The organism is Streptomyces sp. AHU1 (assembly GCF_045343905.1).
Classification (GTDB): Bacteria; Actinomycetota; Actinomycetes; order Streptomycetales; family Streptomycetaceae; genus Streptomyces; species Streptomyces triticiradicis.
Map to the genome: position 1 here is coordinate 6629962 of NZ_CP174283.1, position 22317 is coordinate 6652278.

Sequence of the window (22317 nt, forward strand, 5' to 3'; positions counted from 1 at the left end):
CCGGCCCGCTGTCCGCCGTGCGGCCCGGTGTCGGACCGCGGGACCGGACGGCTCGCGGAATCAGACGACGGTACGGATCAGCGAGAAGACCGCGCCCTCCGGGTCCGCGACCGTCGCCACACGGCCGTACGGGGAGTCGTGCGCCGCCCGCAGGAGGCGCCCGCCCAGTTCCGTGACGCGGCGGACGGCGTCGTCCACTTCGGCGGCCTCGAAGTACGTCAGCCAGTGCGGACCCCGGTCGCGCGGCAGGGCGTTCCCGACGCCGTGGACACCTGCCACCGGCCGGCCGTCGACGCGCAGGACCACGCGGCCGGGATCGGCCGGGACGGTCGGCTCCGGTTCGTGGCCGAAGACCCCCTTGTAGAACTTGACGACGCTCTCGGTGTCACGCGTCACGAGCTCGATCCACGTCGGAGTGCCCGGCACGCCGGTGATCCCCGCGCCCGGCCGGGCCACCCCCCGCCAGATGCCGAAGACGGCGCCCGACGGGTCGGAGGCGATCGCCAGACGGCCGGCCTCCGTGTCCAGCGGGCCCACTCCCACGGTTCCGCCGCTGTGCCGTACCGTCTCGGCGGTCCGGTCCACGTCGGCCGAGGCGAAGTAGGGCGTCCACGCGACCGGCAGGTGCCGGTCGGGCGGCAACTGGCCGATCCCGGCCACCTCGTGGCCGTCGAGAAGCGCCCACGCGTAGGATCCGGTCCGCGGGGGGCCGGGCCGGAACTCCCAGCCGAACAGTGTTCCGTAGAAGTCCTGGCTCGCGGCCGTCTCACGCGCCATCAGGTTCACCCGGCAGAGTGACCCGGGCGTGTGCCGGGCGTGCGTGGTGCCGTTCGGGCCGGCCGATTCCCGTGCCTCGGTCATCGTCACTCTCTTCTCGGCCCCTCGCGGTGGCCGGTCACCTTCCGCCTGCGAACACGCGTACCCGGTCGCGTCCGTGCACGCCCCGTGCCGATGCCCGCGCCACCGGTCGTGCCGCGCGTCCCTTCCGTGCCGCCGCCGAGCGGCGCGGGAGCTGAGGACGTCCGGTCCGCCGTTTCCCGTCCGTCGCGGAGCGATCGCCGTGTGGTGGCCATCGGTTGTACAGCATGTGCCCGATCCCCTACGTGTGGTGATCGGTCCTGTACGGCGGAGCAGAGTAGCCCGACACGGTCGACGCGGCCACCCCGTGCGCGAGGATGGGGGCATGAACGCCATCATCACGGCACCCGAACTCGCGAGCGACCTGGCCGGGCCGAACCCGCCGGTGCTCCTCGACGTCCGCTGGCGGTTGGGCGGTCCCAACCTGCGCTCCGAGTACGAGGACGCGCACATCCCCGGTGCCGTCTTCGTCGACCTGGATTCCGAACTCGCTGGTCCGGCCGGTGCGGCGGGCCGGCATCCGCTCCCCGACCCCGAGCTCTTCGGCGCGGCGATGCGAGCCGCGGGAGTGTCCGAGAACCGTGACGTCGTCGTGTACGACGGGGGGCAGGGCTGGGCCGCCGCACGCGCCTGGTGGCTGCTGGGCTATTCGGGTCACCCCTCGGTACGCGTGCTTGACGGCGGGTTCGCCGCCTGGAGCGGACCGGTGTCCTCGGAGGTCCCCTCACCCGCGCCCGGAACGTTCGTGCCGACGGCCGGCGCCCGGCCGTCGCTCGACGCGGACGGCGCGGCCGCGCTCGCCCGCACCGGGCTGCTGCTGGACGCCCGCGCGGGGGAGCGGTACCGGGGCGAGGTCGAGCCGATCGATCCGGTCGGCGGTCACATCCCGGGTGCCGTCTCCGCACCCACCTCCGAGAACGTCGCGGAGGACGGACGGTTCCTGCCGGTGGCCGAACTCGCCGACCGCTTCAAGTCCTTCGGAGTGACACCGGCGACCGAGGTCGGCGTCTACTGCGGCTCCGGGGTCTCGGGCGCCCATGAGGTGCTGGCCCTCGCCGTGGCCGGGGTCCCCGCGGCGCTGTACGTGGGTTCGTGGTCGGAGTGGTCCCGGGACGGAGACCGCCCCGTCGCGGTGGGCCCCGACCCGCAGTGACGCCCGCGGCGCCGCCCGCGCGGTGCGCACGGCGACGGGTCCCACACCGATCCGGTGCGGGACCCGTCGCCGTGAACCCGGCTAGTCCTGCTTCTTGCGCCGTGTGCCGAAGACGATCTCGTCCCAGCTCGGGACCGCCGCCCTGCGGCCCGGACGGACGCCGTCCGCCTCGGCCTGGCGGTCGGTCGCGCCGACGAGCCGGTCGCGGTGGCTGCCCACCGAGCGGGGCATGAGCACGTCCGCGTACGCGGAACCGGCACCCGCCGAGGCCGCGGGAGCCGGGGGCTCCTCCTCCTCGGGCTCCTGGGCGGGCTCCTCGGCGTCGGTCCGCTCGACGGGAGCGGGCCGTTCGGGCACCACCATGTCGCCCCGGAAGCTGGGCACCGCCTCCAGGAGGCTGGTCAGCGAGTCCCGGTCCTCGGCCTCGTCGCCCGGTTCCGGAGAGGCCGGAGGCAGGCTCGGACGCTCCGCCTGCCGGTCCAGCGCGCGATCCAGCGGACGGTCGCGGGGCAGCCGGGCGATCCGTGGCACGAACGGGAAGCTCGGCTCGGGCGCCGCGAGGTCGTCGGACTCGCCGATCAGCGAGCGCGCCTCGTCGTCGACGGCCTGGACGAGCCGCCGGGGCGGGTCGTAGGTCCAGCTCGCGGCGTGGGGTTCGCCCGCGACGCGGTAGACCAGCATGACTTCCCAGGTGCCGTCGTCACGGCGCCAGGAGTCCCACTGGACGGTGTCCTTCTCGGCACCCCGGATCAGCAGCCGTTCCTGGACGGCCTCGCCGAGCTGGGGACCGGCGTTCTCCCCGGGGCGGCGGACGGGAGTCTTCCGGGCGCGCTCGGCCATGAAGGCGCGCTCGGCCAGCACGGGGCCCTCGAAACGGCGTACGCGGTCGACGGGGATGCCGGCGAGCTGGGCGACTTCCTCCGCGGAGGCACCGGCGCGTATACGCGCCTGGATGTCACGGGGGCGGAGATGGCTCTCCACCTCGATCTCGATCTGGCCGAGGCGGGGACGGTCGCCGCGTACGGCGGCGCGCAGCCGCTCGTCAATCGGAAGCGTGTATTCCGTACTGTCCGCAGCCTTCAGCACCAGCCGTGTGCCGTCGTTAGAGACGGCCACGACACGCAGTTCGGGCATGGGGACCTCCCGGGTGGTGCCTGCCGACGTCACGTGCGTCGCTGCTTCCGCTAGTCGAGTGTGGCCTGCCCGGGTGCAGCCTGCCACAACCTTGCCGAGTTGCCCGGCGTGTCGGGCGCGGGCCCGGGGTCGCCGTTATGGCACGGTTACCTATTCGCAACGCTAAGTGACGAACTCCATCACCCTGTGCAACGAGCCCCCTCCCGGTGGTCCTGCAGGCCCCGGACACCCTGGCGGGAGTCCGGACCCAGGGCTCGCAACAGTACTCCATTCGGGCCACATGCGTGGATCGGCACGCCGCCCAACTTCTGGTGAGGAGTGCCAGTTGGCCGATCCGGACGCCTTTTCGGTGGGTGCCGGACGTGGTGCACTTCACGTAATCGGCAGAAACGGAACTAATCGTTTCGCCTGTACGTCCCTTTCTCGTACGGTCGGTCGATCAAGTGCGGGAAAGGCAGGCAAGGTCCGGGAATGCGTGAGAAGCCGGATGTCGGCGGCGAGCAGCCGGGTGCCGACGTGGAACCGAGCAAGAGGCGACTGGACCTGAGCGTCCCTCAGGTGGCGGGGAGCGCGGTCGCCGCGGTGGTCGCGGCGAAACTCGCGTCCTACTTCGGCGTCTACGGGACGATCCTGGGCGCCGGGCTGGTCAGCGTGGTCGCCACCTGCGGGGGAACGCTCTTCCAGCACTTCTTCAGGCGCACCGGCGAGCAGATCCGTGACGTGACGGTGCCGGCGAGACCGAAGCCCCGGCCGCTGACCGGTCCTCCCGGTGAGTTCACCGAAGGGACCGTCTACCGCGCGCGGGTCAAGAGCTGGAAGAGGCCGCTGGTCGCGACCGCCCTCGTCTTCGGTGTCACGATGGCCGGAATCACCACGTACGAGACGGTCTCCGGGCGGAGCTTCAGCGGCGACGGCGCGAGCACGACGGTCGGCGACGCCTTCAAGGGGCACGGCACGGGCTCGGGGAGCTCCGAGCCCGGTACGACAACACCGTCGACCGGGTCCTCGCCGTCCTCGCCGTCCGCCTCCCGGGAGGCGCCGGCGCCGTCCGCCGACAGCGCCGGCTCGGGCGACGCCGACGGTGCCGGCTCGGCCGGCACGGGCGACGGCGGCGCGAGTGCCGTGCCGACCCCGGAGGGCGGCGCGTCCTCGACGCCGGAGGCCGGGGACGGTACCCCGGCTCCCGCGCCCAGCGCGACCGTCACGACCCCAGAATCCTCCGCAGGTAGTCATTCGCGAAGCGCCGGTCCGGATCGAGCCGATCCCGCAGCGCGGTGAACTCGCCGAAGCGCGGATAGACCCGGGAGAAGTACTCCGCGTCGCGGGTGTGGACCTTGCCCCAGTGCGGCCGGCCCTCGTGCGCGGTGAAGATCCGCTCGGCCGCGGTGAAGTACGCCTGATAGGGGGTGCCCCTGAACATGTGGACGGCGATGTACGCGCTCTCCCGCCCGGACGCCGTCGAGAGGGTGATGTCGTCGGCGGGAGCCGTCCGCACCTCCACGGGGAAACTGACCCGCAGGGTCGAACGGTCGACCATCGACTTCAGTTCGCGCAGCGTCTCGACGAGGGCCTCGCGCGGAACCGCGTACTCCATCTCCACGAACCGCACGCGGCGGGGAGAGGTGAAGACCTTGTACGGGATGTCGGTGTAGGTCCGCGCGGACAGCGCGCGGCTGGAGATCCCGGCGATCGAGGGGATGGCCGCGGGGACCGCCCGGCCGAGCAGATTGGCCACCTGGAAGGCGCCGTTGGAGAGGAACTCGTCCTCGATCCAGCCGCGGACGGGGCCCACCGGGTTCTCGGGGCCCGCGCTGCGGTTGTTGCGCTTGGTGTTGCAGTTCCCGGTGTGGGGGAACCAGTAGAACTCGAAGTGCTCGTTCTCGGTGAAGAGTTCCTCGAAGTCGGTCATGACCTTGTCGAAGCTCATCGGCTCCTCGCGGGCCGTGAGCAGGAAGAGGGGCTCCACGGAGAAGGTGATCGCGGTCACGATCCCCAGGGCGCCGATGCCTATGCGGGCCGACGCGAAGATCTCCGGGTTCTCGTTCGCGGAGCAGGTCAGCACGGAGCCGTCCGCCGTCACCAGTTCGAGGCCCGTGATCTGGGCGGCGATCGAGGCGGAGTCGCGCCCGGTGCCGTGCGTCCCGGTGCTGGTCGCCCCCGACACCGTCTGCTCCATGATGTCGCCCATGTTCGTGAGCGACAGACCCTCGCGGGCGAGGGCCATGTTGAGTCTCTTGAGCGGGGTGCCGGCCTCGACCGTGACCGTCATGGCCGTACGGTCGATCTTGCGGATCCCGGTCAGCAGTTGAGGCCGGATCAATACACCGTCGGTCGCGGCGGCGGCCGTGAAGGAGTGCCCGGTGCCGACGGCCTTCACCGTCAGGCCGTCCTCGGCCGCCTTGCGCACGGCGGCGGAGAGTTCGTCCACCGAGGCGGGGGTGACCTCCCGTACGGGAAGGGCGGTGATGTTCCCCGCCCAGTTACGCCACGTGCCGCTCTTCTCGCTCACTGCGGTGCTCATGGGACCCTCCCCGCTGCAGAACCGGCCTGCTGAGCCGGCGGTACCCGAGGAAACCGACCGCGACCGCGACGGCCCCGGACACGGCCGGAACCCCGTACCCGGCTTTCGCGCCGGCGGAGTCGATCACCCAGCCGGCCACGGAGGAGCCGAGCGCGACCCCGACCGCGAGTCCTGTGCTCACCCAGGTCATGCCTTCGGTCAGTTTCGCGCGAGGTACGTGCTGTTCGATGAGGGACATCGTCGTGATCATCGTGGGAGCGATGGACAGGCCCGCAACGAACAGCGCCACGGCCAGGAACGGCAAGTTTCCGACCAGTAGGAGGGGGATCATACTCACGGCCATCGCGCATATGCCCAGCAGCCACCTTCCTTCCGCCGCCCCCTTGAAGTGCAGCAGCCCGAAGACCGCCCCCGCGAGGCAGGAGCCCGCCGCGTAGAGGGCCAGGACGACGCTCGCGGCGCCCTTGTGGCCCTGCTCCTCGGCGAAGGCGACGGTGACCACGTCGACGGCCCCGAAGATCGTCCCGGTCGCCACGAACGTGGCCACGAGGACCTGGAGTCCGGCCGAGCGGAGCGCCGAGCCGCCGCTGTGCTGTTCGCGCGGATGCGGCCGGGGTTCGGTGGCGCGCTGGGAGGTCAGCCAGAAGACCCCGGCCGTCAGGAAGCAGGCGGCGAGCAGCGGTCCGGCCTCCGGGAACCACACCGTGGACAGGCCGATGGAGATGATCGGCCCGAAGATGAAGCAGATCTCGTCCACCACGGACTCCAGGGAGTACGCGGTGTGCAGTTGCGGGGTGCCTCCGTAGAGCGCCGCCCAGCGGGCCCGGATCATCGCGCCGATGCTCGGTACGGAGCCGATGCCGGCCGCGCACGCGAACAGGACCCAGTCCGGCCAGCCGAAGTGCGCGGCGACCAGCAGTCCCCCGGCGGCCGTGAGCGCGAAGAGGGTCACCGGGCGCAGGACCCGCCGCTGACCGTGCAGGTCCACCAGTCGCGAGACCTGCGGGCCCATCGCCGCGGCCGCCAGCGCGATGGTCGCCGACAGGGCGCCCGCGAGGCCGTAGCGCCCGGTCAGCTGGGAGATCATCGTGACGACGCCGATGCCCATCATGGACAGCGGCATCCGGCCGAGCAGGCCCGCGGCGGAGAAGCTCTTGGAGCCGGGGGCGGCGAACAGGGCGCGGTAGGGGCTGGGCACGCGGGTCTCCGTCGGCTCGGCTCGGCCGGGCCCCTCCCCGGCACGGCGGGCGGCCCGAACGTCGGTAAGGCGTGTAGCTGGCCTATACAGCTTACTGGTTAGGTAACCCTAATACAGCCCCCGCGTCCGTTCCGCCGCCGGGTGCGGGCCGTGGCCGTCCGGGCCGGGCGACAGCCGTCCGCCGCGCCGTCGTCGCCCGCTCGCCGCACCGCCGGTTCTCGCCCGTCGGTGACGGGTGGCAGGATCGGACCCATGCCAGAAGCGCTCGATGCCACCCCCTACGACGCCCTGCTCCTGCTCTCCTTCGGCGGTCCGGAGGGCCCGGACGAAGTGGTCCCGTTCCTGGAGAACGTGACGCGGGGCAGGGGCATCCCCAAGGAACGGCTCAAGGAGGTCGGGCAGCACTACTTCCTGTTCGACGGGATCAGCCCCATCAACGACCAGAACCGCACCCTGCTCGACGCGCTGCGCAAGGACTTCGCCGAGCACGGCCTGGACCTGCCGGTCTACTGGGGCAACCGCAACTGGGCGCCGTACCTGACCGACACCCTGCGCGAGATGGCCGCGGACGGGCGGCGCAGGATCCTGGTGCTGGCCACCAGCGCGTACGCCTCGTACTCGGGCTGCCGGCAGTACCGGGAGGACCTGGCGGGGGCCCTGGCCGTCCTGGAGGGCGAGGGGCTGGAGCCGCCGAAGGTCGACAAGCTGCGGCACTACTTCAACCATCCCGGGTTCGTGGAGCCGATGACCGAGGGCGTCCTGAGGTCGCTCGCCGAGCTGCCCGAGGAGGTCCGGACGGGCGCGCACCTGGTGTTCACCACGCATTCGATCCCGGTCGCCGCGGCGGACACCTCGGGTCCGGCCGAGGGGCACGGGGACGGCGGCGCGTACGTCCGGCAGCATCTGGACGTGGCCCGGCTGATCGCGGAAGCGGTGCGCGAGGAGACCGGGACCGATCACCCGTGGAAGCTCGTGTACCAGTCGCGCTCCGGGGCCCCGCACATCCCGTGGCTGGAGCCGGACATCTGCGACCACCTGGAGGAGCTGCACGGGGCGGGGGTCCCGGCGGCGGTGATGGTGCCGATCGGGTTCGTCTCGGACCACATGGAGGTCCTGTACGACCTGGACACCGAGGCGCGGGCCAAGGCGGGGGAGCTGGGGCTGCCGGTGCGCCGTTCGGCCACGGTGGGATCCGATCCCCGGTTCGCCGCGGCGGTCCGTGACCTGGTGCTGGAGCGCGCCGCGGCCGAGAGCGGCCGCCGGGTGGCACGGTGTGCCCTGGGCGCGCTGGGCGCGAGTCACGACCTGTGCCCCGTGGGCTGCTGCCCGGCCCGCACGCCCAAGCCCGCCGCCGCGGGCGCCGACAGCCCCTACGCATGAGGAGCCACGTGACCGACCCCCTGCACACCGAACTCCTCCAGCTCGCGCACGAGGCCGCCCGCCGCGCCGGCGAGCTGCTGCGCGACGGCCGCCCGGCGGACCTCGCGGTCGCCGCCACCAAGTCCAGCCCGATCGACGTCGTCACCGAGATGGACATCGCCGCCGAGAAGCTGATCACCGCGCTGATCGCCGAGCACCGCCCCCACGACGGCCTCCTCGGCGAGGAGGGCGCCGCCACCGAGGGCACCAGCGGGGTGCGCTGGATCGTCGACCCGCTCGACGGCACGGTCAACTACCTGTACGGACTGCCGACCTGGGCGGTGTCCATCGCGGCCCAGCAGGACGGCGAGACCGTCGTCGGCGTGGTGGCCGCTCCCATGCGCGGCGAGACGTACCACGCGGTCCGCGGCCGGGGCGCCCGGGCCTCCGGGGCATGGGTCGGCGAGCGCCGGCTGGCCTGCCGTCCGTCCCCGCCGCTCGACCAGGCACTCGTCTCGACCGGCTTCAACTACGTCACCGCGGTCAAGACCCATCAGGCCGACGTGGCCCAGCGGCTGATCCCGCTGGTGCGTGACATCCGGCGCTCCGGTTCGGCGGCGGTCGACCTGTGCGACGTCGCGGCCGGCCGTCTCGACGGCTACTACGAGCGCGGTCTGCACCCCTGGGACCTCGCGGCGGGGGACCTGATCGCCCGGGAAGCGGGTGCGGTGACCGGCGGACGCCCCGGAGAGCGCCCCACGGGCGAGCTCGCGGTGGCGGCCTCCCCGGGCGTCTTCGAGCCCCTCCAGCGGCTCCTGGAGGACTTCGGGGCCTGGCACGACTGACGGCCCGCCCGGAGGGACGGCCGACGACGGACGGCCGGCGGTCGCCGGCCGGGACGTGCGACGGCGGAACGCGGCAACGGAACGGGGCCCCGGTACTGGATCGACACCGGGGCCCCGCTCTCGTCACGTGCTGATCAGACGCGTGTGGCGCCGACCTCCACACCGTGCTCCGCGGCAAGGCGGTGCAGGTCGTCCAGCTCGGCCTGCTCGACCTCCGCGAGGAAGTCGTCGCCTGTCTCGCGAGCCCGCGTCAAGTCGGACTCGGTCGTCCTTATGCGCTGCAGAAGTCCTGTGGTGAATGCGTCCATGCTGCGCCCCCTCGTCCTGGGTCGTGGGTCGGGTGGCACGGGGGTGTGCCGATGGAAAGGGGCGATCACGTCTCCGAATGGGGTGCCCAGCGCCACCCGGGCTGGGCGGCGACGGTGCCGGACACCCCCGCCCGCTCTGCGGAAGCGTTGGGCGTACCACAATGTGGCTTGCCACATGCAGAGCGTGATCGCGGGGTGTAAAGCCGTCCTCCCCCCGCGCTCTCGCGCGGAAACCTCAACCCGGCGAGAAAATCCCGCGGCCCCGGTCCTCCGGACGCGCCTCCTCGGAGCCTCCCCCGTCTTACAGCCGGTTTATGGCCGAAACGGGCAGGATGGAGCTCTCATCCGTGACGGACCTGCCTGCGTGGTGCGCCCGAACGCGCCCCCGCCGGCGGACAGAGGAAGGACAAGCGACGTGCGTGTACTCGTCGTCGAGGACGAGCAGCTGCTCGCCGATGCGGTGGCCACCGGACTGCGCCGGGAGGCCATGGCCGTCGACGTCGTGTACGACGGCGCGGCCGCGCTCGAGCGCATCGGGGTCAACGACTACGACGTGGTCGTCCTCGACCGCGACCTCCCGCTCGTGCACGGCGACGACGTCTGCCGGAAGATCGTCGAGCTCGGCATGCCCACGCGCGTGCTGATGCTGACCGCGTCCGGCGACGTCAGCGACCGCGTCGAGGGTCTGGAGATCGGCGCCGACGACTACCTCCCCAAGCCGTTCGCGTTCAGCGAGCTGACCGCGCGCGTGCGCGCCCTCGGGCGCCGTACGAGCGTGCCGCTGCCGCCGGTCCTGGAGCGTGCCGGGATCAAGCTCGACCCCAACCGCCGTGAGGTCTTCCGCGAGGGCAAGGAGGTCCAGCTCGCCCCCAAGGAGTTCGCCGTCCTGGAGGTGCTGCTGCGCAGCGAGGGCGCCGTGGTCTCCGCGGAGCAGCTCCTGGAGAAGGCCTGGGACGAGAACACGGACCCGTTCACGAACGTCGTGCGCGTGACCGTCATGACGCTGCGCCGCAAGCTCGGCGAGCCCGCCGTGATCGTCACCGTGCCCGGCTCCGGGTACAGGATCTGATCGACCGTGACCACCACCCCCGCGCCGCCCGCGGCGCCCCCGAAACCCACCTGGGACCCGAGAAGGGCGGAGCCGCCCTTCCCCTGGCTGCGCCCCACCATCCGCATACGGCTCACGCTGCTGTACGGCGGCATGTTCCTGATCGCCGGCATCATGCTGCTGTCGATCATCTACCTGCTCGCGGCGCAGGCGCTGAACGTCGGCAGCGAGCTCCCCTTCAAGATCATTTCTGGCCAGGTCGGCAGCAGCACCTGCAACCTGCCTTCGGCCCCCACCGCGGACCAGCTCAACCGCGCGATGGCCGACTGCGTGAACCAGCAGCGCCAGCACGCCCTCGACGATCTGCTGAGCCGCTCGCTGCTGGCCCTGCTCGGCCTCGCGGTCATCGCCTTCGCCTTCGGCTACGCGATGGCGGGCCGCGTCCTGTCGCCGCTCGGCCACATCACCCGCACCGCGCGCGCGGTGGCCGGCTCCGACCTGTCCCGGCGGATCGAGCTGGACGGTCCGGACGACGAGCTGAAGGAGCTCGCGGACACCTTCGACGACATGCTGGAGCGGCTGCAGCGGGCCTTCACCGCCCAGCAGCGGTTCGTCGGGAACGCCTCGCACGAACTGCGCACGCCCCTCGCGATCAACCGCACGCTCCTGGAGGTGCACCTCTCGGGGCCCGGGGTGCCGTCGGAGATGCAGCAGCTCGGCAAGACGCTGCTCGCCACGAACGAGCGCAGCGAGCAGCTCGTCGAGGGCCTGCTGCTGCTCGCCCGCAGCGACAACCAGATCGTCGAGCGCAAGCCGGTGGACCTCGCCGAGGTCGCCTCCCAGGCCGTCGACCAGGTGCACGCCGAGGCGGAGGCCAAGGGCGTGGAGATCCGCGGGCGGCGCGCCCCGGTGGTCGTCCAGGGCAACGGCGTCCTCCTGGAGCGGATCGCCCTGAACCTCGTCCAGAACGCCGTCCGGTACAACGTGCCGCAGGACGGCTGGGTCGAGGTCACGACCGACACGGAGCACGGCCGGGCGGTCCTGGAGGTGTCGAACACGGGGCCGGTCGTTCCCGCGTACGAGATCGACAATCTTTTCGAGCCCTTCCGGCGGTTGCGCACGGAGCGCACGGGCAGCGACAAGGGCGTGGGCCTCGGCCTGTCGATCGTCCGGTCGGTGGCCCGCGCGCACGGGGGGCACATCGTCGCCCGGCCCCGAGAAGGAGGTGGGCTCGTGATGCGCGTCACCCTCCCTGTCTGAGAACATGTCGCGGACACACGGCGGTGTTCGCTCTGCGCGGAATTTTCGGATCACCCGCCCGAGTGACCCATGTGTGATCGATCACAAGAGCGATTTTTGGTCCACCCACTCTCCGTGATCATGTGAGCTGCGGAAAGGCCGGGAAAATCCGGGTTTTCGGGGGTCCCGATCACGGGAAGTACACGGTGAGGCGCCTTTGAAGTGCGGCCTCGGGACCGTGTACGGTCCGCATCGCCATCCAAGCCGATCACTCTCGATGAGTCCGGTTGGGTGTCGATTGAGTAACAGACCTTGATGTGAGGCAAAATCTCCGCCTCAGGTCGGGCACAAGTCCGGCCTCTCACGCGTTACGTGCGCTGGAGACACCGCAGACACCCAGAGGGGGAGAGCGACAATGGCAACGGATTACGACACCCCGCGCAAGACCGACGACGACGTCGACTCGGACAGCCTTGAAGAACTGAAGGCTCGCCGCAACGACAAGTCGACCTCGTCCGTCGACGTAGATGAGTTCGAGGCCGCGGAAGGCCTGGAGCTGCCCGGTGCGGACCTCTCGAACGAGGAGCTGGCCGTCCGGGTGCTGCCCAAGCAGCAGGACGAGTTCACCTGCATGAGCTGCTTCCTGGTGCACCACCGCAGCCAGCTGGCCCGCGAGAAGAACGGTCAGCCGATCTGCCGCGACTGCGACTGAGGCAGGGTCGGCCGTGACCGGCTCGACCCCACCTTGGAAGCGCCGTCTCCCCTTCCGGGCGGCGGACGAAGGGCTCCCCGAGGGCTCTGAAGGCGTGCGTGACGACGAGCGGGGCTCTTCCGGACAGGGATCAGCCTCGCTCGACCGGGCGGGCGCCACGGACGGCCTGACGGCCCCCACGGACACTTCCTCGACCGCAGCGAGGCGTCGTCGCGTGGAGGCTGTCCGGGACGGGGTCAGGAGAGGCGTCACGAGGAGTGGCGTCCGGGCCAGGGCGGGCCTGGCGTATGTCACCGACCGCATCATCGACATCGCCCCGCGGGTTCCCGTACGGGACCTGGCCGCCCTCCGCAGACAGTTCCCGGGCCTGGGGCCCGAGGAGATCGCGGACAAGCTCGTCGCGGGTGCCGCCGCCGCGACGTCCACCGTCGGCGCCGGGATCGGCGCCGCCGCGATGCTGCCGGTGCCGCCCGCCATCCCCACGGAGCTGGCCGCGGAGATCACCGCCGTCGCCGCGATCGAGCTGAAGCTGATCGCCGAACTCCACGAGGTCTACGGCCTGCGTCCGCAGGGCAACCTCAGACAGCGCAGCACGGCCTATCTGCACTCCTGGTCGAGCGAGCGCGGTATCGACGTGGCCAGGCCCCTGACGATCAATGCCGCGCTGGGCGGCCAGATGAAGCGCGAGCTGCGCCAGCAGATCATGAAACGAACGGTCCGGGACCTGCCCAATCTGATGCCGTTCATGGTCGGAGCGGCGGTGGGGGCGGTGATGAACCGCCGCGACACCAGGCGCGTGGCGGGTCACATCCGCAAGGACCTGCGCAAGATGCAGGTGCCGTGGGACGCGCTCCCGGAACTGCCACCGCTGGAGAAGCCGACGGATCCGGTGCGGATCGGAGAGATTCCCACGGACCTGGAGCACTGAGGGGGGGCCTGGAGCACCGAGGCGGACCTGGGACACCGAGGCCGTCCGCGCTGCCGGCCCGGCGGGCGGGGCCCGCGCCGTGCCCCGCGCCCGTGGTGCGTCCGGGTCCGGGAGCGGCTGTCTCAGCCGCTCTCCGCGGACCGGGCCGACTCCCGCGCCGTCGCCAGGGCGGCTGCCAGGCGTTCCGGCTCCCGCGTCGACAGGTACAGATAGGGCGTCGGGTCCGCGGGGTCCGTGACCTGGACGCGCAGCGCCGTGGGGATGTACGAGCGCAGGAGCATGAAGGCGCGGGTGTCGGCCTTGTAGGTGCGCCAGGCGCGCGCCTCCTCCGGGTCCATGACCTCCGTGTCGCCGAGGGCCGAGACCGGGATCCTGGCGTCCCCGGCGACCAGGGAGTCGCCGACCACGCGGATGCGGATCGAGCCGTACGCACTGGCCGCGACCGCCGTGACCGCGGTGCCGCCGACGAGCGCCCCGAGCATCGGCAGCGTGCCGAAGGGGAGGAAGACCAGGGCCAGCGCGAGCCCGGCCAGGAAGCTGATCACCCACCACGACCGCGGCGCGGTGAGGCGTTCTTCGTACGGGGAGGCGGAGAGCTGCATGACGCCAAGCTTGGCACGGTGCGAAGACTTGGTGGACGCGCGGGTAAGGTCTGCGGCTGTGAGTGGTACTTCCGCAGCTCTGACGCCTCCCGCCGACGCCGTCGCGCCGGTGCGGCACCCCGACGCGCCCGCCCCCGGAGAGCTCCTCGGAGCACACTACGAACACTGTTTCGGGTGTGGTGGAGCGCAGCCCCACGGGCTTCATCTGGAGGCCCGCGCGGGCGAGGGCGTCAAGGTCACGGCGGAGTTCACCGTGCGTCCCGTCCACCAGGGCGCCCCGGGACTCGCGCACGGCGGCGTCCTCGCCACCGCGCTCGACGAGACGCTCGGCTCCCTGAACTGGCTGCTGCGGACGATCGCCGTGACGGGACGCCTGGAGACCGACTTCCGGCGCCCCGTGCCCGTGGGCACCGTGCTGCATCTGGAGGCCGAGGTCACCGCGGTGGCCGGCCGGAAGATCTACTGCACCGCCACCGGGCGGCTCGGCGGCCCCGACGGGCTCGTCGCCGTCCGCGCGGACGCCCTCTTCGTCGAGGTGAAGGTCGACCACTTCATCGACAACGGCCGCCCGGAGGAGATCCGCGCGGCGATGAGCGACCCGGACCAGATCCGGCGAGCCCGTGCCTTCGAGGTGAACCCGTGACCCATGGCCCCGGGGCCCGTGAGCCCCGTCCGGAAGTCGCCGTGATGATCAGGCGCGTCGATCCGGAGGTACCGCTTCCCGAGTACGCGCACCCCGGTGACGCGGGAGCCGATCTGCGCACCACCGAGAGCCGCGAGCTGAAGCCCGGCGAACGGGCCGTACTGCCGACGGGAGTGTCCATCGCGCTGCCCGAGGGGTACGCGGCCTTCGTGCACCCGCGGTCGGGCCTCGCCGCCCGCTGCGGCGTCGCCCTCGTGAATGCCCCAGGGACGGTTGATGCCGGGTACCGTGGGGAGATCAAGGTGATCGTGGTGAATCTCGATCCGCGCGAGTCGGTGCGGTTCGAGCGCTTCGACCGGATTGCTCAACTGGTCGTCCAGCAGGTCGAGAAGGTTCGCTTCCAGGAGGTCGCGGAACTTCCCGACTCGGCGCGGGCCGCAGGGGGCTTCGGGTCCACAGGCGGTCATGCCGCCGTGGACAGCACAACGGGTGGGAATCGATACGCTTCGGTCGTATCCGACCGGGAAGGACAGTGACGTGTTCGGACGTCGCAAGAAGGGCAGTGCCGCCGAGGACGCGGCGGGCGAGGCCGAGCAGGTCGTCGACGGCGTCGACACTGAGGCGGACGAGGACGCGGAGCGCGAGCGCGTGAGGCTCGAACCCGAGCCGCGCCCCGACGGGCCCTGGGACAGTTCTGAGGTTCGTGACCCGGCCGAGGGCCGGGTGGACCTCGGTGGTCTGTTCGTGCCCGGGGTCGACGGCATGGAGCTGCGGGTCGAGGTCGCGGGTGACGCGATCGTCGCGGCGACCGTCGTCGTCAACGACAGCGCCGTGCAGCTCCAGGCCTTCGCCGCTCCCAAGCGCGAGGGCATCTGGGGCGAGGTGCGCGAGGAGATCGCCACCGGGATCACCCAGCAGGGCGGTGTCATCGACGAGGTCGAGGGTCCGCTGGGCTGGGAGCTGCGGGCACAGGTACCGGTCCAGCTGCCGGACGGCACGGGCGGTTTCCAGGTCGTGCGGTTCGTCGGTGTGGACGGTCCGCGCTGGTTCCTGCGCGGAGTGATCTCCGGGCAGGGCGCGGTGCAGCCGGGGGCCGCGGGCCTGCTGGAGCAGATCTTCCGGGACACGGTCGTCGTCCGCGGCGAGGGCCCGATGGCTCCGCGCGACCCGATCGTCCTGAAGCTGCCGAACGACGCGCAGATGGTCCCCGAGGGCGTTCAGCAGGAGGACCAGAGCGGCTCCCGCTTCTCCGGCGGCATGGGACAGCTGCAGCGCGGACCGGAGATCACCGAAGTCCGCTAGACGGACGAGGGACAGCCGAAGAGACGGACCACGGGAAAGGGCCGCATCCTCAGGGATGCGGCCCTTTCCCGTGCGCGGGGTCCGCCCGGGCTCCCGTGTCCGGTTATCCGGGGGAGTACATCCCACCGAGTTCTTGTATGTGAACGACGGTTGAGTGACAGATCTTTCTTCAGGTCTTGACGGAAGTTTGGTCCGTACCTATGGTCACCGGCCAGCGCATCGTGTTCATCCCCACGTGTGCAGTTCACATACAAGAATGGATGGCTCTGCATGTCCGACACCCCCACTCGGCATGGCCGCAGACGGCGCCCGGCCTTCCTCGTCACCGTCGCCGCCGCGGCCACGGTCCTCGTCGGCACCCTCCTGTCCGGGCCCGGCGTGCACCGGGCCGCCGCGGCGCCAGCCGCCTTCGTCCACCCCGGAGTCACCGTCTCCAGAGGACAGCTGGACTTCGCACGCACCGAGGTCCTGGCCGGCGCCCAGCCCTGGAAGGGCGCCTACGACCAGATGATGGCGAGCAAGTACGCCTCGCTCACGCGCACCCCCACGCCCCGTGCGACCGTCGAGTGCGGCTCGTACTCCAACCCCAACCACGGCTGCACGGACGAGCGCGAGGACGCGATCGCCGCGTACACCGACGCCCTCGCCTGGTACGTCACGCGCGACGACCGGTACGCCAGGAAGGCCATCGAGCTGATGGACGCCTGGTCCGCGGTGATCAAGGACCACACCAACAGCAACGCGCCCCTGCAGACCGGCTGGGCGGGCTCCTCCTGGCCCAAGGCCGCCGAGATCATCAAGTACACGTACACCGGCTCCTGGGCCAACTCCGGCCGCTTCGCGACCATGCTGCGCGACGTCTACCTGCCCGAGATCATCAACGGCTCCAATTCCAACGGGAACTGGGAGCTGTCGATGATGGAGGCCGCGGTCGGCATCTCCGTCTTCCTGGAGGACAGGACCTCCTACGACAAGGCCATGGCGAAGTTCCGGACGCGCACCGCGGCGTACGTCTACCTCTCCACCGACGGCGCCGTGCCGAAGACCGTGCCGAGCCAGAACCTCGACACCACCGCGAAGATCGTCGGCTACTGGCAGGGGCAGTCCACCTTCGTCACCGGGCTCACCCAGGAGACCTGCCGCGACCTCACCCACACCGGGTACGGCATATCGGCCATCTCGCACATCGCCGAGACCAGCCGCGTCCAGAGACAGGACCTGTACGGCACCGACGTCGGCGAACGGCTGCGCCAGGCGCTCGGCTTCCAGTCGAAGTACCAGCTGGGTACGGCGGTGCCGAGCTGGCTGTGCGGCGGCTCGCTGAACCTCGGGCTCGGCCCGGTCACCGAGGTCGGCTACAACGCCCTGCACAACCGCCTGGGCATCGCGATGACCAACACCCAGGAACTCACCCGGCAGAACCGGCCGGCCGGCAGCAACAACCTCTTCGTCGCGTGGGAGACGCTGACGCACGGCGACAATCCCGCGTGAACCGAAGCCGGGGTCCCGTCCGATGAAGGGATGAGGGACCGGGCGACCGGCCGGGAGGCCGGCGCCCGGTCCACGGGGATCACCGGGAGGGAACATGAGCCAGACCGTCACCAGCACCAGCACCGTCGCTGCCACCGGCGTCAGCGCCGACACCGGCAGCGGCGCCTTCGTCGGCACGGGACCCCGTGGGGCCGCGGGGAACCGTGCGAGGTCGCGTGGGGCATCAGGGTTGCGTCAAGGACGTCCCCCGGCAGGGCGTTCGTCCCCTTCGCCGGGAATCCCGGCCGTAAGGTCGACGCTGCGTACGCAGTGGTGACGGGAAGACAATAGGGCTCATGGGACGCGGCAAGCTTCGGATCTACCTCGGCGCGGCACCGGGCGTGGGCAAGACCTACGCGATGCTCTCCGAGGCGCATCGACGCGTCGAACGCGGGACGGACTGCGTGGTGGCGTTCGTCGAGCACCACGACCGGCCCCGCACCGAGGTGATGCTGCACGGCCTGGAGCAGGTGCCGCGCATGGAGTTGGAGTACCGGGGCGGCGTCTTCACCGAGATGGACGTCGAGGCCGTGCTCCGGCGCGCCCCGGCCGTCGCCCTGGTGGACGAACTGGCCCACACCAATGTGCCCGGCTCCCGCAACGACAAGCGCTGGCAGGACGTGGAGGAACTGCTCGCCGCCGGCGTCGACGTCGTCTCCACGGTCAACATCCAGCACCTGGAGTCACTGGGTGACGTCGTCGAGTCGATAACGGGCGTACGGCAGCGCGAGACCGTGCCGGACGAGGTGGTGCGGCGGGCGGACCAGATCGAGCTGGTCGACATGTCGCCGCCCGCGCTGCGCCGCCGGATGGCGCACGGCAACATCTACAAGCCCGACAAGGTCGACGCGGCCCTGTCCAACTACTTCCGTCCGGGCAATCTCACGGCCCTCCGCGAACTCGCGCTGCTGTGGGTCGCCGACCGGGCCGACGAGTACCTGACCGAGTACCGCAGCGAGCACCGGGTCTCCAGGATCTGGGGATCCCGGGAGCGGATCGTCGTCGGACTGACCGGCGGTCCGGAGGGGCGGACGCTCATCCGGCGCGCCGCGCGGCTGGCCGAGAAGGGCGCGGGCGGCGAGGTCATGGCGGTCTACATCGCCCGCAGCGACGGCCTCACCTCCGCCTCGCCGAAGGAGCTGGCCGTCCAGCGCACGCTGGCCGAGGACCTCGGCGGCACCTTCCACCACGTGGTCGGCGACGACATCCCCGCCTCCCTGCTGGACTTCGCGCGCGGTGTCAACGCCACCCAGATCGTGCTCGGCTCCTCCCGCCGCAAGACCTGGCAGTACGTCTTCGGACCGGGCGTCGGAGCCACGGTCGCCCGGGAGTCCGGCCCCGACCTGGACGTCCACATCGTCACCCACGAGGAGGTCGCCAAGGGGCGCGGTCTGCCGGTGGCGCGCGGAGCACGGCTCGGACGCTCCCGGATCATCTGGGGCTGGGCGGTCGGCATCGGCGGCCCCGTGGTCATGGCCCTGCTGCTGAACGCCGTCGACCTCGGCCTCGCCAACGACATGCTCCTGTTCCTGGCGGTGACGGTCGCGGCCGCACTGCTCGGCGGTCTCCTCCCGGCCCTCGCCTCGGCGGCCTTCGGCTCGCTGCTGCTGAACTACTTCTACACACCGCCCCTGCACCGCCTGACCGTCGCCGATCCGGAGAACATCGTCGCCATCGTGGTCTTCGTGGGCGTCGCCGTCTCGGTGGCGTCGGTGGTGGACCTGGCGGCCCGCCGCACCCACCAGGCGGCGAGGCTGAGAGCCGAGTCGGAGATCCTCTCCTTCCTCGCGGGCAGCGTGCTGCGCGGGGAGACCAGCCTGGAGGCCCTGCTGGAGCGCGTCCGGGAGACCTTCGGGATGGAATCGGTCGCGCTGCTGGAGCGAGCGGGCGACGTCGACCCGTGGACGTGCGCGGGCAGCGCCGGACCGGCGCCCGCGACCCGCCCCGAGGACGCCGACGTCGACATGCCCGTCGGCGACCACATGGCGCTCGCTCTGTCCGGACGGGTGCTGCCCGCCTCCGACCGCCGGGTGCTGGCCGCCTTCGCCGCGCAGGCCGTGGTGGTCCTGGACCGCCAGCGCCTCCAGCACGAGGCGGACCAGGCCAAGGAACTGGCCGAGGGCAACCGCATCCGCACCGCCCTGCTGGCCGCCGTGAGCCACGACCTGCGCACCCCGCTCGCCGGGATCAAGGCGGCGGTCTCGTCCCTGCGCTCCGACGACGTGGCCTGGTCGGAGGAGGACAGCGCCGAGCTCCTCGAAGGCATCGAGGACGGCGCCGACCGCCTCGACCACCTGGTGGGCAACCTGCTGGACATGTCCCGGCTCCAGACCGGCACGGTCGCCCCGCTGTTCCGCGAGATCGACCTCGACGAGGTCGTCCCGATGGCCCTCCTCGGCGTCCCCGAGGGCAGCGTGGACCTGGACATCCCGGAGAGCCTGCCGATGGTCGCCGTCGACGCCGGACTCCTGGAGCGCGCCGTCGCCAACCTCGTCGAGAACGCGGTCAAGTACAGCCCCTTCGGCGAACGGGTCCTGGTCGCCGCGAGCGCCATCGCCGACCGCGTGGAGGTACGCGTGGTGGACCGGGGCCCCGGCGTCCCGGACGACGCCAAGGACCGCATATTCGCGCCCTTCCAGCGCTACGGGGACGCCCCGCGCGGCACCGGAGTGGGCCTCGGCCTCGCGGTCGCCCGCGGCTTCGCCGAGGCGATGGGCGGCACCCTCAACGCCGAGGACACCCCCGGCGGCGGACTCACCATGGTGCTCACGGTGCGGGCGGCGGGCCGCCGGCCCGCCCCGGCCGCCCGATCAGCAGCCGCAGAAAGGCAGGCTTCATGACCCGGGTCCTCGTGGTCGACGACGAACCGCAGATCACCCGAGCCCTCGTGATCAACCTGAAGGCACGCAAGTACGACGTCGACGCGGCCTCCGACGGAGCCACCGCGCTCCAGCTCGCCGCCGCCCGCCACCCCGACGTCGTCGTGCTCGACCTCGGCCTGCCCGACATGGACGGCGTCGAGGTGATCAAGGGGCTGCGCGGCTGGACCCGGGTGCCGATCCTGGTGCTGTCCGCCCGGCACTCCTCCGACGAGAAGGTCGAGGCCCTCGACGCGGGCGCCGACGACTACGTCACCAAGCCCTTCGGCATGGACGAACTGCTCGCCCGGCTGCGCGCCGCCGTCCGCCGCGCGGAGCCCACCGGGGGCGGTGAGGACGACGTGATCGTGGAGACCGCGGGGTTCACCGTCGACCTGGCGGCGAAGAAGGTGCACCGCGACGGGCGGGACGTCCGGCTCACCCCCACGGAGTGGCACCTGCTGGACGTGCTGGTGCGCAACACGGGCCGGCTCGTCGGCCAGAAACAGCTGCTCCAGGAGGTCTGGGGCCCGTCCTACGGGACGGAGACGAACTATCTGCGGGTCTACATGGCCCAGCTGCGCCGCAAGCTGGAGGTGGACCCCTCGCACCCGAAGCACTTCATCACCGAGCCGGGAATGGGGTACAGGTTCGAACGCTGAGGTTGACGCGGTCGTCCGATCGGGCGGAGTCCACGGCCGGTTCGGGCGGCGGTGCCGCGGGTACGAAGCTGTCGGCACCCCCCGGTACGCTTTCGGTATGAGTGCTGTTCCTCGTTCCGAAAAGCCGGCGGGCCGCTTCCGGCGCATGATGGACCGGCTCTCCTCGTCCCAGCAGGACCTGGAGTCCGAGGAGCTGCGGGAGGACACGGCGACCGCGGGCTGTACCCGTATCGGTGACTGCCACGACCGGCAGATAGTCACGGTTACTGGTACCTTGCGCACGGTCACTCTGCGGCCGAGGGCCGGTGTCCCGGCCCTGGAGGCCGAGCTGTTCGACGGCTCGGCCGCCCTGGACGTGGTCTGGCTCGGCCGCCGTTCCATCGTCGGCATCGAGCCCGGACGCAAGCTGATCGCCTCGGGCCGTATTTCGATGAGCCGGGGCCGTAGGGTGTTGTTCAATCCGAAGTACGAACTCAGACCCCTCGGACGGGAGTAGCCGGTGACGTCGCTCGACAAGCCGACCGAAGACGCCCAGGACGCCCCGGAGGATGTACGGGCGGTGACCGAGGCCGCACTCTTCGAGGCGTTCGGCGGCGTGCGGGGCATGGTCGAAACCGTGGTGCCGGGCCTGCTCTTCGTCACCATCTTCACGATCAACAAGGACCTGCACTGGTCGGCGATCGCCGCCCTCGCCATGTCCCTGCTGCTGGTCGCGGTCCGCCTGGTGCGGCGCGACACCGTGAAGCACGCCTTCAGCGGTGTCTTCGGCGTCGCCTTCGGCGTGGTCTTCGCGATGATGACGGGCAACGCGAAGGACTTCTACCTTCCGGGCATGCTGTACACGCTCGGGCTCGCCGTCGCCTACATCGTGACCACCCTGGCGGGCGTCCCCCTGATCGGCCTGATGCTCGGTCCGGTCTTCAAGGAGAACCTCTCCTGGCGCACCCGCAACCCCGGCCGCAAGAAGGCGTACGCGAAGGCCAGTTGGGCCTGGGGCCTGATCCTGCTCGCCAAGTGCGCGGTGCTCTTCCCGCTCTACTGGTGGGGTGACACCACCCAGTTCGGCTGGGTCCTGATCGCCCTGAAGATCCCGCCCTTCCTGCTCGCCGTCTGGCTCACCTGGGTCTTCCTCGCCAAGGCGCCGCCGCCCATCGACGTGTTCGCGGAGATGGAGGCCGAGGAGCAGGCGGAGAAGGAGCGCAAGGCCGCCCTCGCGAAGGAGCGCGGCGACGCCCCGGCCCCGGCCCGGCACCGCCGCGAGGCGTGAGCCCGGCCACGGCCGGGGGCGACTGAGCGGGAAACGTCCCGCGCCTGCCGCGCACCTGTCGTACGACGAAGGGGGCGCCCGGAGAATCTCCGGGCGCCCCCTTCGTCGTACGACAGGTGCGCGGCCCTCCTCGTCGGCGGCACGGCCGCC

At 71.4% G+C, this 22317-nt stretch carries 22 protein-coding genes; 16 read left to right on the forward strand and 6 right to left on the reverse strand.

Going from position 1 to position 22317, the window contains the following annotated elements:
• Window positions 1–60 precede the first annotated feature (60 nt).
• Window positions 61–861, reverse strand: coding sequence for a VOC family protein (locus tag ACICHK_RS29490; RefSeq protein WP_406839223.1), 801 nt, complete (start codon window positions 859–861; stop codon window positions 61–63).
• 322 nt (window positions 862–1183) lie between these two features.
• Here ACICHK_RS29490 and ACICHK_RS29495 point away from each other — a divergent pair, with 322 nt between their 5' ends.
• Complete coding sequence (locus tag ACICHK_RS29495) at window positions 1184–2011, forward strand: sulfurtransferase (protein ID WP_406839224.1); 828 nt, start codon at window positions 1184–1186, stop codon at window positions 2009–2011.
• Between the two features lie 81 nt (window positions 2012–2092).
• Here ACICHK_RS29495 and sepH read toward each other — a convergent pair whose 3' ends face one another.
• Window positions 2093–3145 (reverse strand): septation protein SepH, encoded by a 1053-nt coding sequence (gene sepH / locus ACICHK_RS29500; protein ID WP_151468722.1) that lies wholly within the window; start codon window positions 3143–3145, stop codon window positions 2093–2095.
• 471 nt (window positions 3146–3616) lie between these two features.
• Here sepH and ACICHK_RS29505 point away from each other — a divergent pair, with 471 nt between their 5' ends.
• The gene (locus ACICHK_RS29505; protein WP_406839225.1) at window positions 3617–4423 is read left to right on the forward strand and encodes a hypothetical protein; all 807 of its coding nucleotides are present in this window, start codon (window positions 3617–3619) and stop codon (window positions 4421–4423) included.
• Here ACICHK_RS29505 and ACICHK_RS29510 read toward each other — a convergent pair.
• Entirely contained in the window at window positions 4347–5666 is a 1320-nt protein-coding gene (locus ACICHK_RS29510) for a D-arabinono-1,4-lactone oxidase (RefSeq protein WP_406839226.1), read from the reverse strand. The genes ACICHK_RS29505 and ACICHK_RS29510 overlap by 77 nt on opposite strands.
• Window positions 5626–6864, reverse strand: a complete 1239-nt coding sequence (locus ACICHK_RS29515) for an MFS transporter (RefSeq protein ID WP_406839227.1) — start codon at window positions 6862–6864, stop codon at window positions 5626–5628. Before ACICHK_RS29515 ends, ACICHK_RS29510 begins: the two co-directional genes overlap by 41 nt.
• Window positions 6865–7116: 252 nt before the next feature.
• On the opposite strand from ACICHK_RS29515, the gene ACICHK_RS29520 reads away from it, so the two are divergent.
• Both ACICHK_RS29520 and ACICHK_RS29525 read left to right on the forward strand, forming a co-directional pair.
• Complete coding sequence (locus ACICHK_RS29520) at window positions 7117–8244, forward strand: ferrochelatase (protein WP_406839228.1); 1128 nt, start codon at window positions 7117–7119, stop codon at window positions 8242–8244.
• Window positions 8245–8252: 8 nt separating this feature from the next.
• On the forward strand, window positions 8253–9068 hold the full coding sequence (locus ACICHK_RS29525; protein ID WP_151468717.1) for an inositol monophosphatase family protein: 816 nt from the start codon (window positions 8253–8255) through the stop codon (window positions 9066–9068).
• 134 nt (window positions 9069–9202) lie between these two features.
• Here the strand turns inward: ACICHK_RS29525 and ACICHK_RS29530 are convergent, their stop codons facing one another.
• Complete coding sequence (locus ACICHK_RS29530; protein ID WP_167455614.1) at window positions 9203–9376, reverse strand: hypothetical protein; 174 nt, start codon at window positions 9374–9376, stop codon at window positions 9203–9205.
• Window positions 9377–9791: 415 nt separating this feature from the next.
• Between ACICHK_RS29530 and ACICHK_RS29535 the strand changes: the two genes are divergently transcribed.
• The 4 genes from ACICHK_RS29535 (at window position 9792) to ACICHK_RS29550 (ending at window position 13303) form a co-directional block, all read left to right on the forward strand.
• Window positions 9792–10445, forward strand: a complete 654-nt coding sequence (locus ACICHK_RS29535) for a response regulator transcription factor (protein ID WP_037620045.1) — start codon at window positions 9792–9794, stop codon at window positions 10443–10445.
• A 6-nt stretch (window positions 10446–10451) separates the two neighbouring features.
• On the forward strand, window positions 10452–11684 hold the full coding sequence (locus ACICHK_RS29540) for a sensor histidine kinase (RefSeq protein WP_406839229.1): 1233 nt from the start codon (window positions 10452–10454) through the stop codon (window positions 11682–11684).
• Between the two features lie 394 nt (window positions 11685–12078).
• The gene (locus ACICHK_RS29545; RefSeq protein WP_003997302.1) at window positions 12079–12375 is read left to right on the forward strand and encodes a DUF4193 domain-containing protein; all 297 of its coding nucleotides are present in this window, start codon (window positions 12079–12081) and stop codon (window positions 12373–12375) included.
• Window positions 12376–12388: 13 nt separating this feature from the next.
• Window positions 12389–13303 carry a hypothetical protein gene (locus tag ACICHK_RS29550; protein ID WP_192582335.1) on the forward strand — a complete coding sequence of 305 codons (915 nt, stop codon included), beginning with the start codon at window positions 12389–12391 and terminating at the stop codon, window positions 13301–13303.
• A gap of 122 nt (window positions 13304–13425) precedes the next feature.
• Here the strand turns inward: ACICHK_RS29550 and ACICHK_RS29555 are convergent, their stop codons facing one another.
• Window positions 13426–13905, reverse strand: a complete 480-nt coding sequence (locus tag ACICHK_RS29555) for a DUF3093 domain-containing protein (RefSeq protein ID WP_406839230.1) — start codon at window positions 13903–13905, stop codon at window positions 13426–13428.
• A 58-nt stretch (window positions 13906–13963) separates the two neighbouring features.
• Between ACICHK_RS29555 and ACICHK_RS29560 the strand changes: the two genes are divergently transcribed.
• From ACICHK_RS29560 to ACICHK_RS29595, 8 genes are all read left to right on the forward strand, one after another.
• Window positions 13964–14548 carry a PaaI family thioesterase gene (locus ACICHK_RS29560; protein WP_151468713.1) on the forward strand — a complete coding sequence of 195 codons (585 nt, stop codon included), beginning with the start codon at window positions 13964–13966 and terminating at the stop codon, window positions 14546–14548.
• A gap of 44 nt (window positions 14549–14592) precedes the next feature.
• The gene (gene dut, locus ACICHK_RS29565; RefSeq protein ID WP_151468823.1) at window positions 14593–15084 is read left to right on the forward strand and encodes a dUTP diphosphatase; all 492 of its coding nucleotides are present in this window, start codon (window positions 14593–14595) and stop codon (window positions 15082–15084) included.
• Between the two features lies 1 nt (window position 15085).
• Entirely contained in the window at window positions 15086–15850 is a 765-nt protein-coding gene (locus ACICHK_RS29570) for a DUF3710 domain-containing protein (protein ID WP_103549588.1), read from the forward strand.
• A gap of 270 nt (window positions 15851–16120) precedes the next feature.
• On the forward strand, window positions 16121–17341 hold the full coding sequence (locus tag ACICHK_RS29575; protein ID WP_406839231.1) for an alginate lyase family protein: 1221 nt from the start codon (window positions 16121–16123) through the stop codon (window positions 17339–17341).
• 335 nt (window positions 17342–17676) lie between these two features.
• Complete coding sequence (locus ACICHK_RS29580) at window positions 17677–20220, forward strand: ATP-binding protein (protein ID WP_406839232.1); 2544 nt, start codon at window positions 17677–17679, stop codon at window positions 20218–20220.
• Window positions 20217–20900 (forward strand): response regulator, encoded by a 684-nt coding sequence (locus tag ACICHK_RS29585; protein WP_103549585.1) that lies wholly within the window; start codon window positions 20217–20219, stop codon window positions 20898–20900. Before ACICHK_RS29580 ends, ACICHK_RS29585 begins: the two co-directional genes overlap by 4 nt.
• Before the next feature lie 97 nt (window positions 20901–20997).
• Window positions 20998–21396 carry an OB-fold nucleic acid binding domain-containing protein gene (locus ACICHK_RS29590; protein ID WP_151468709.1) on the forward strand — a complete coding sequence of 133 codons (399 nt, stop codon included), beginning with the start codon at window positions 20998–21000 and terminating at the stop codon, window positions 21394–21396.
• Between the two features lie 3 nt (window positions 21397–21399).
• Window positions 21400–22167: a DUF3159 domain-containing protein gene (locus ACICHK_RS29595; protein ID WP_406839233.1), complete on the forward strand. Its 768-nt coding sequence runs from the start codon at window positions 21400–21402 to the stop codon at window positions 22165–22167.
• The last annotated feature ends 150 nt before the right edge of the window (window positions 22168–22317 follow it).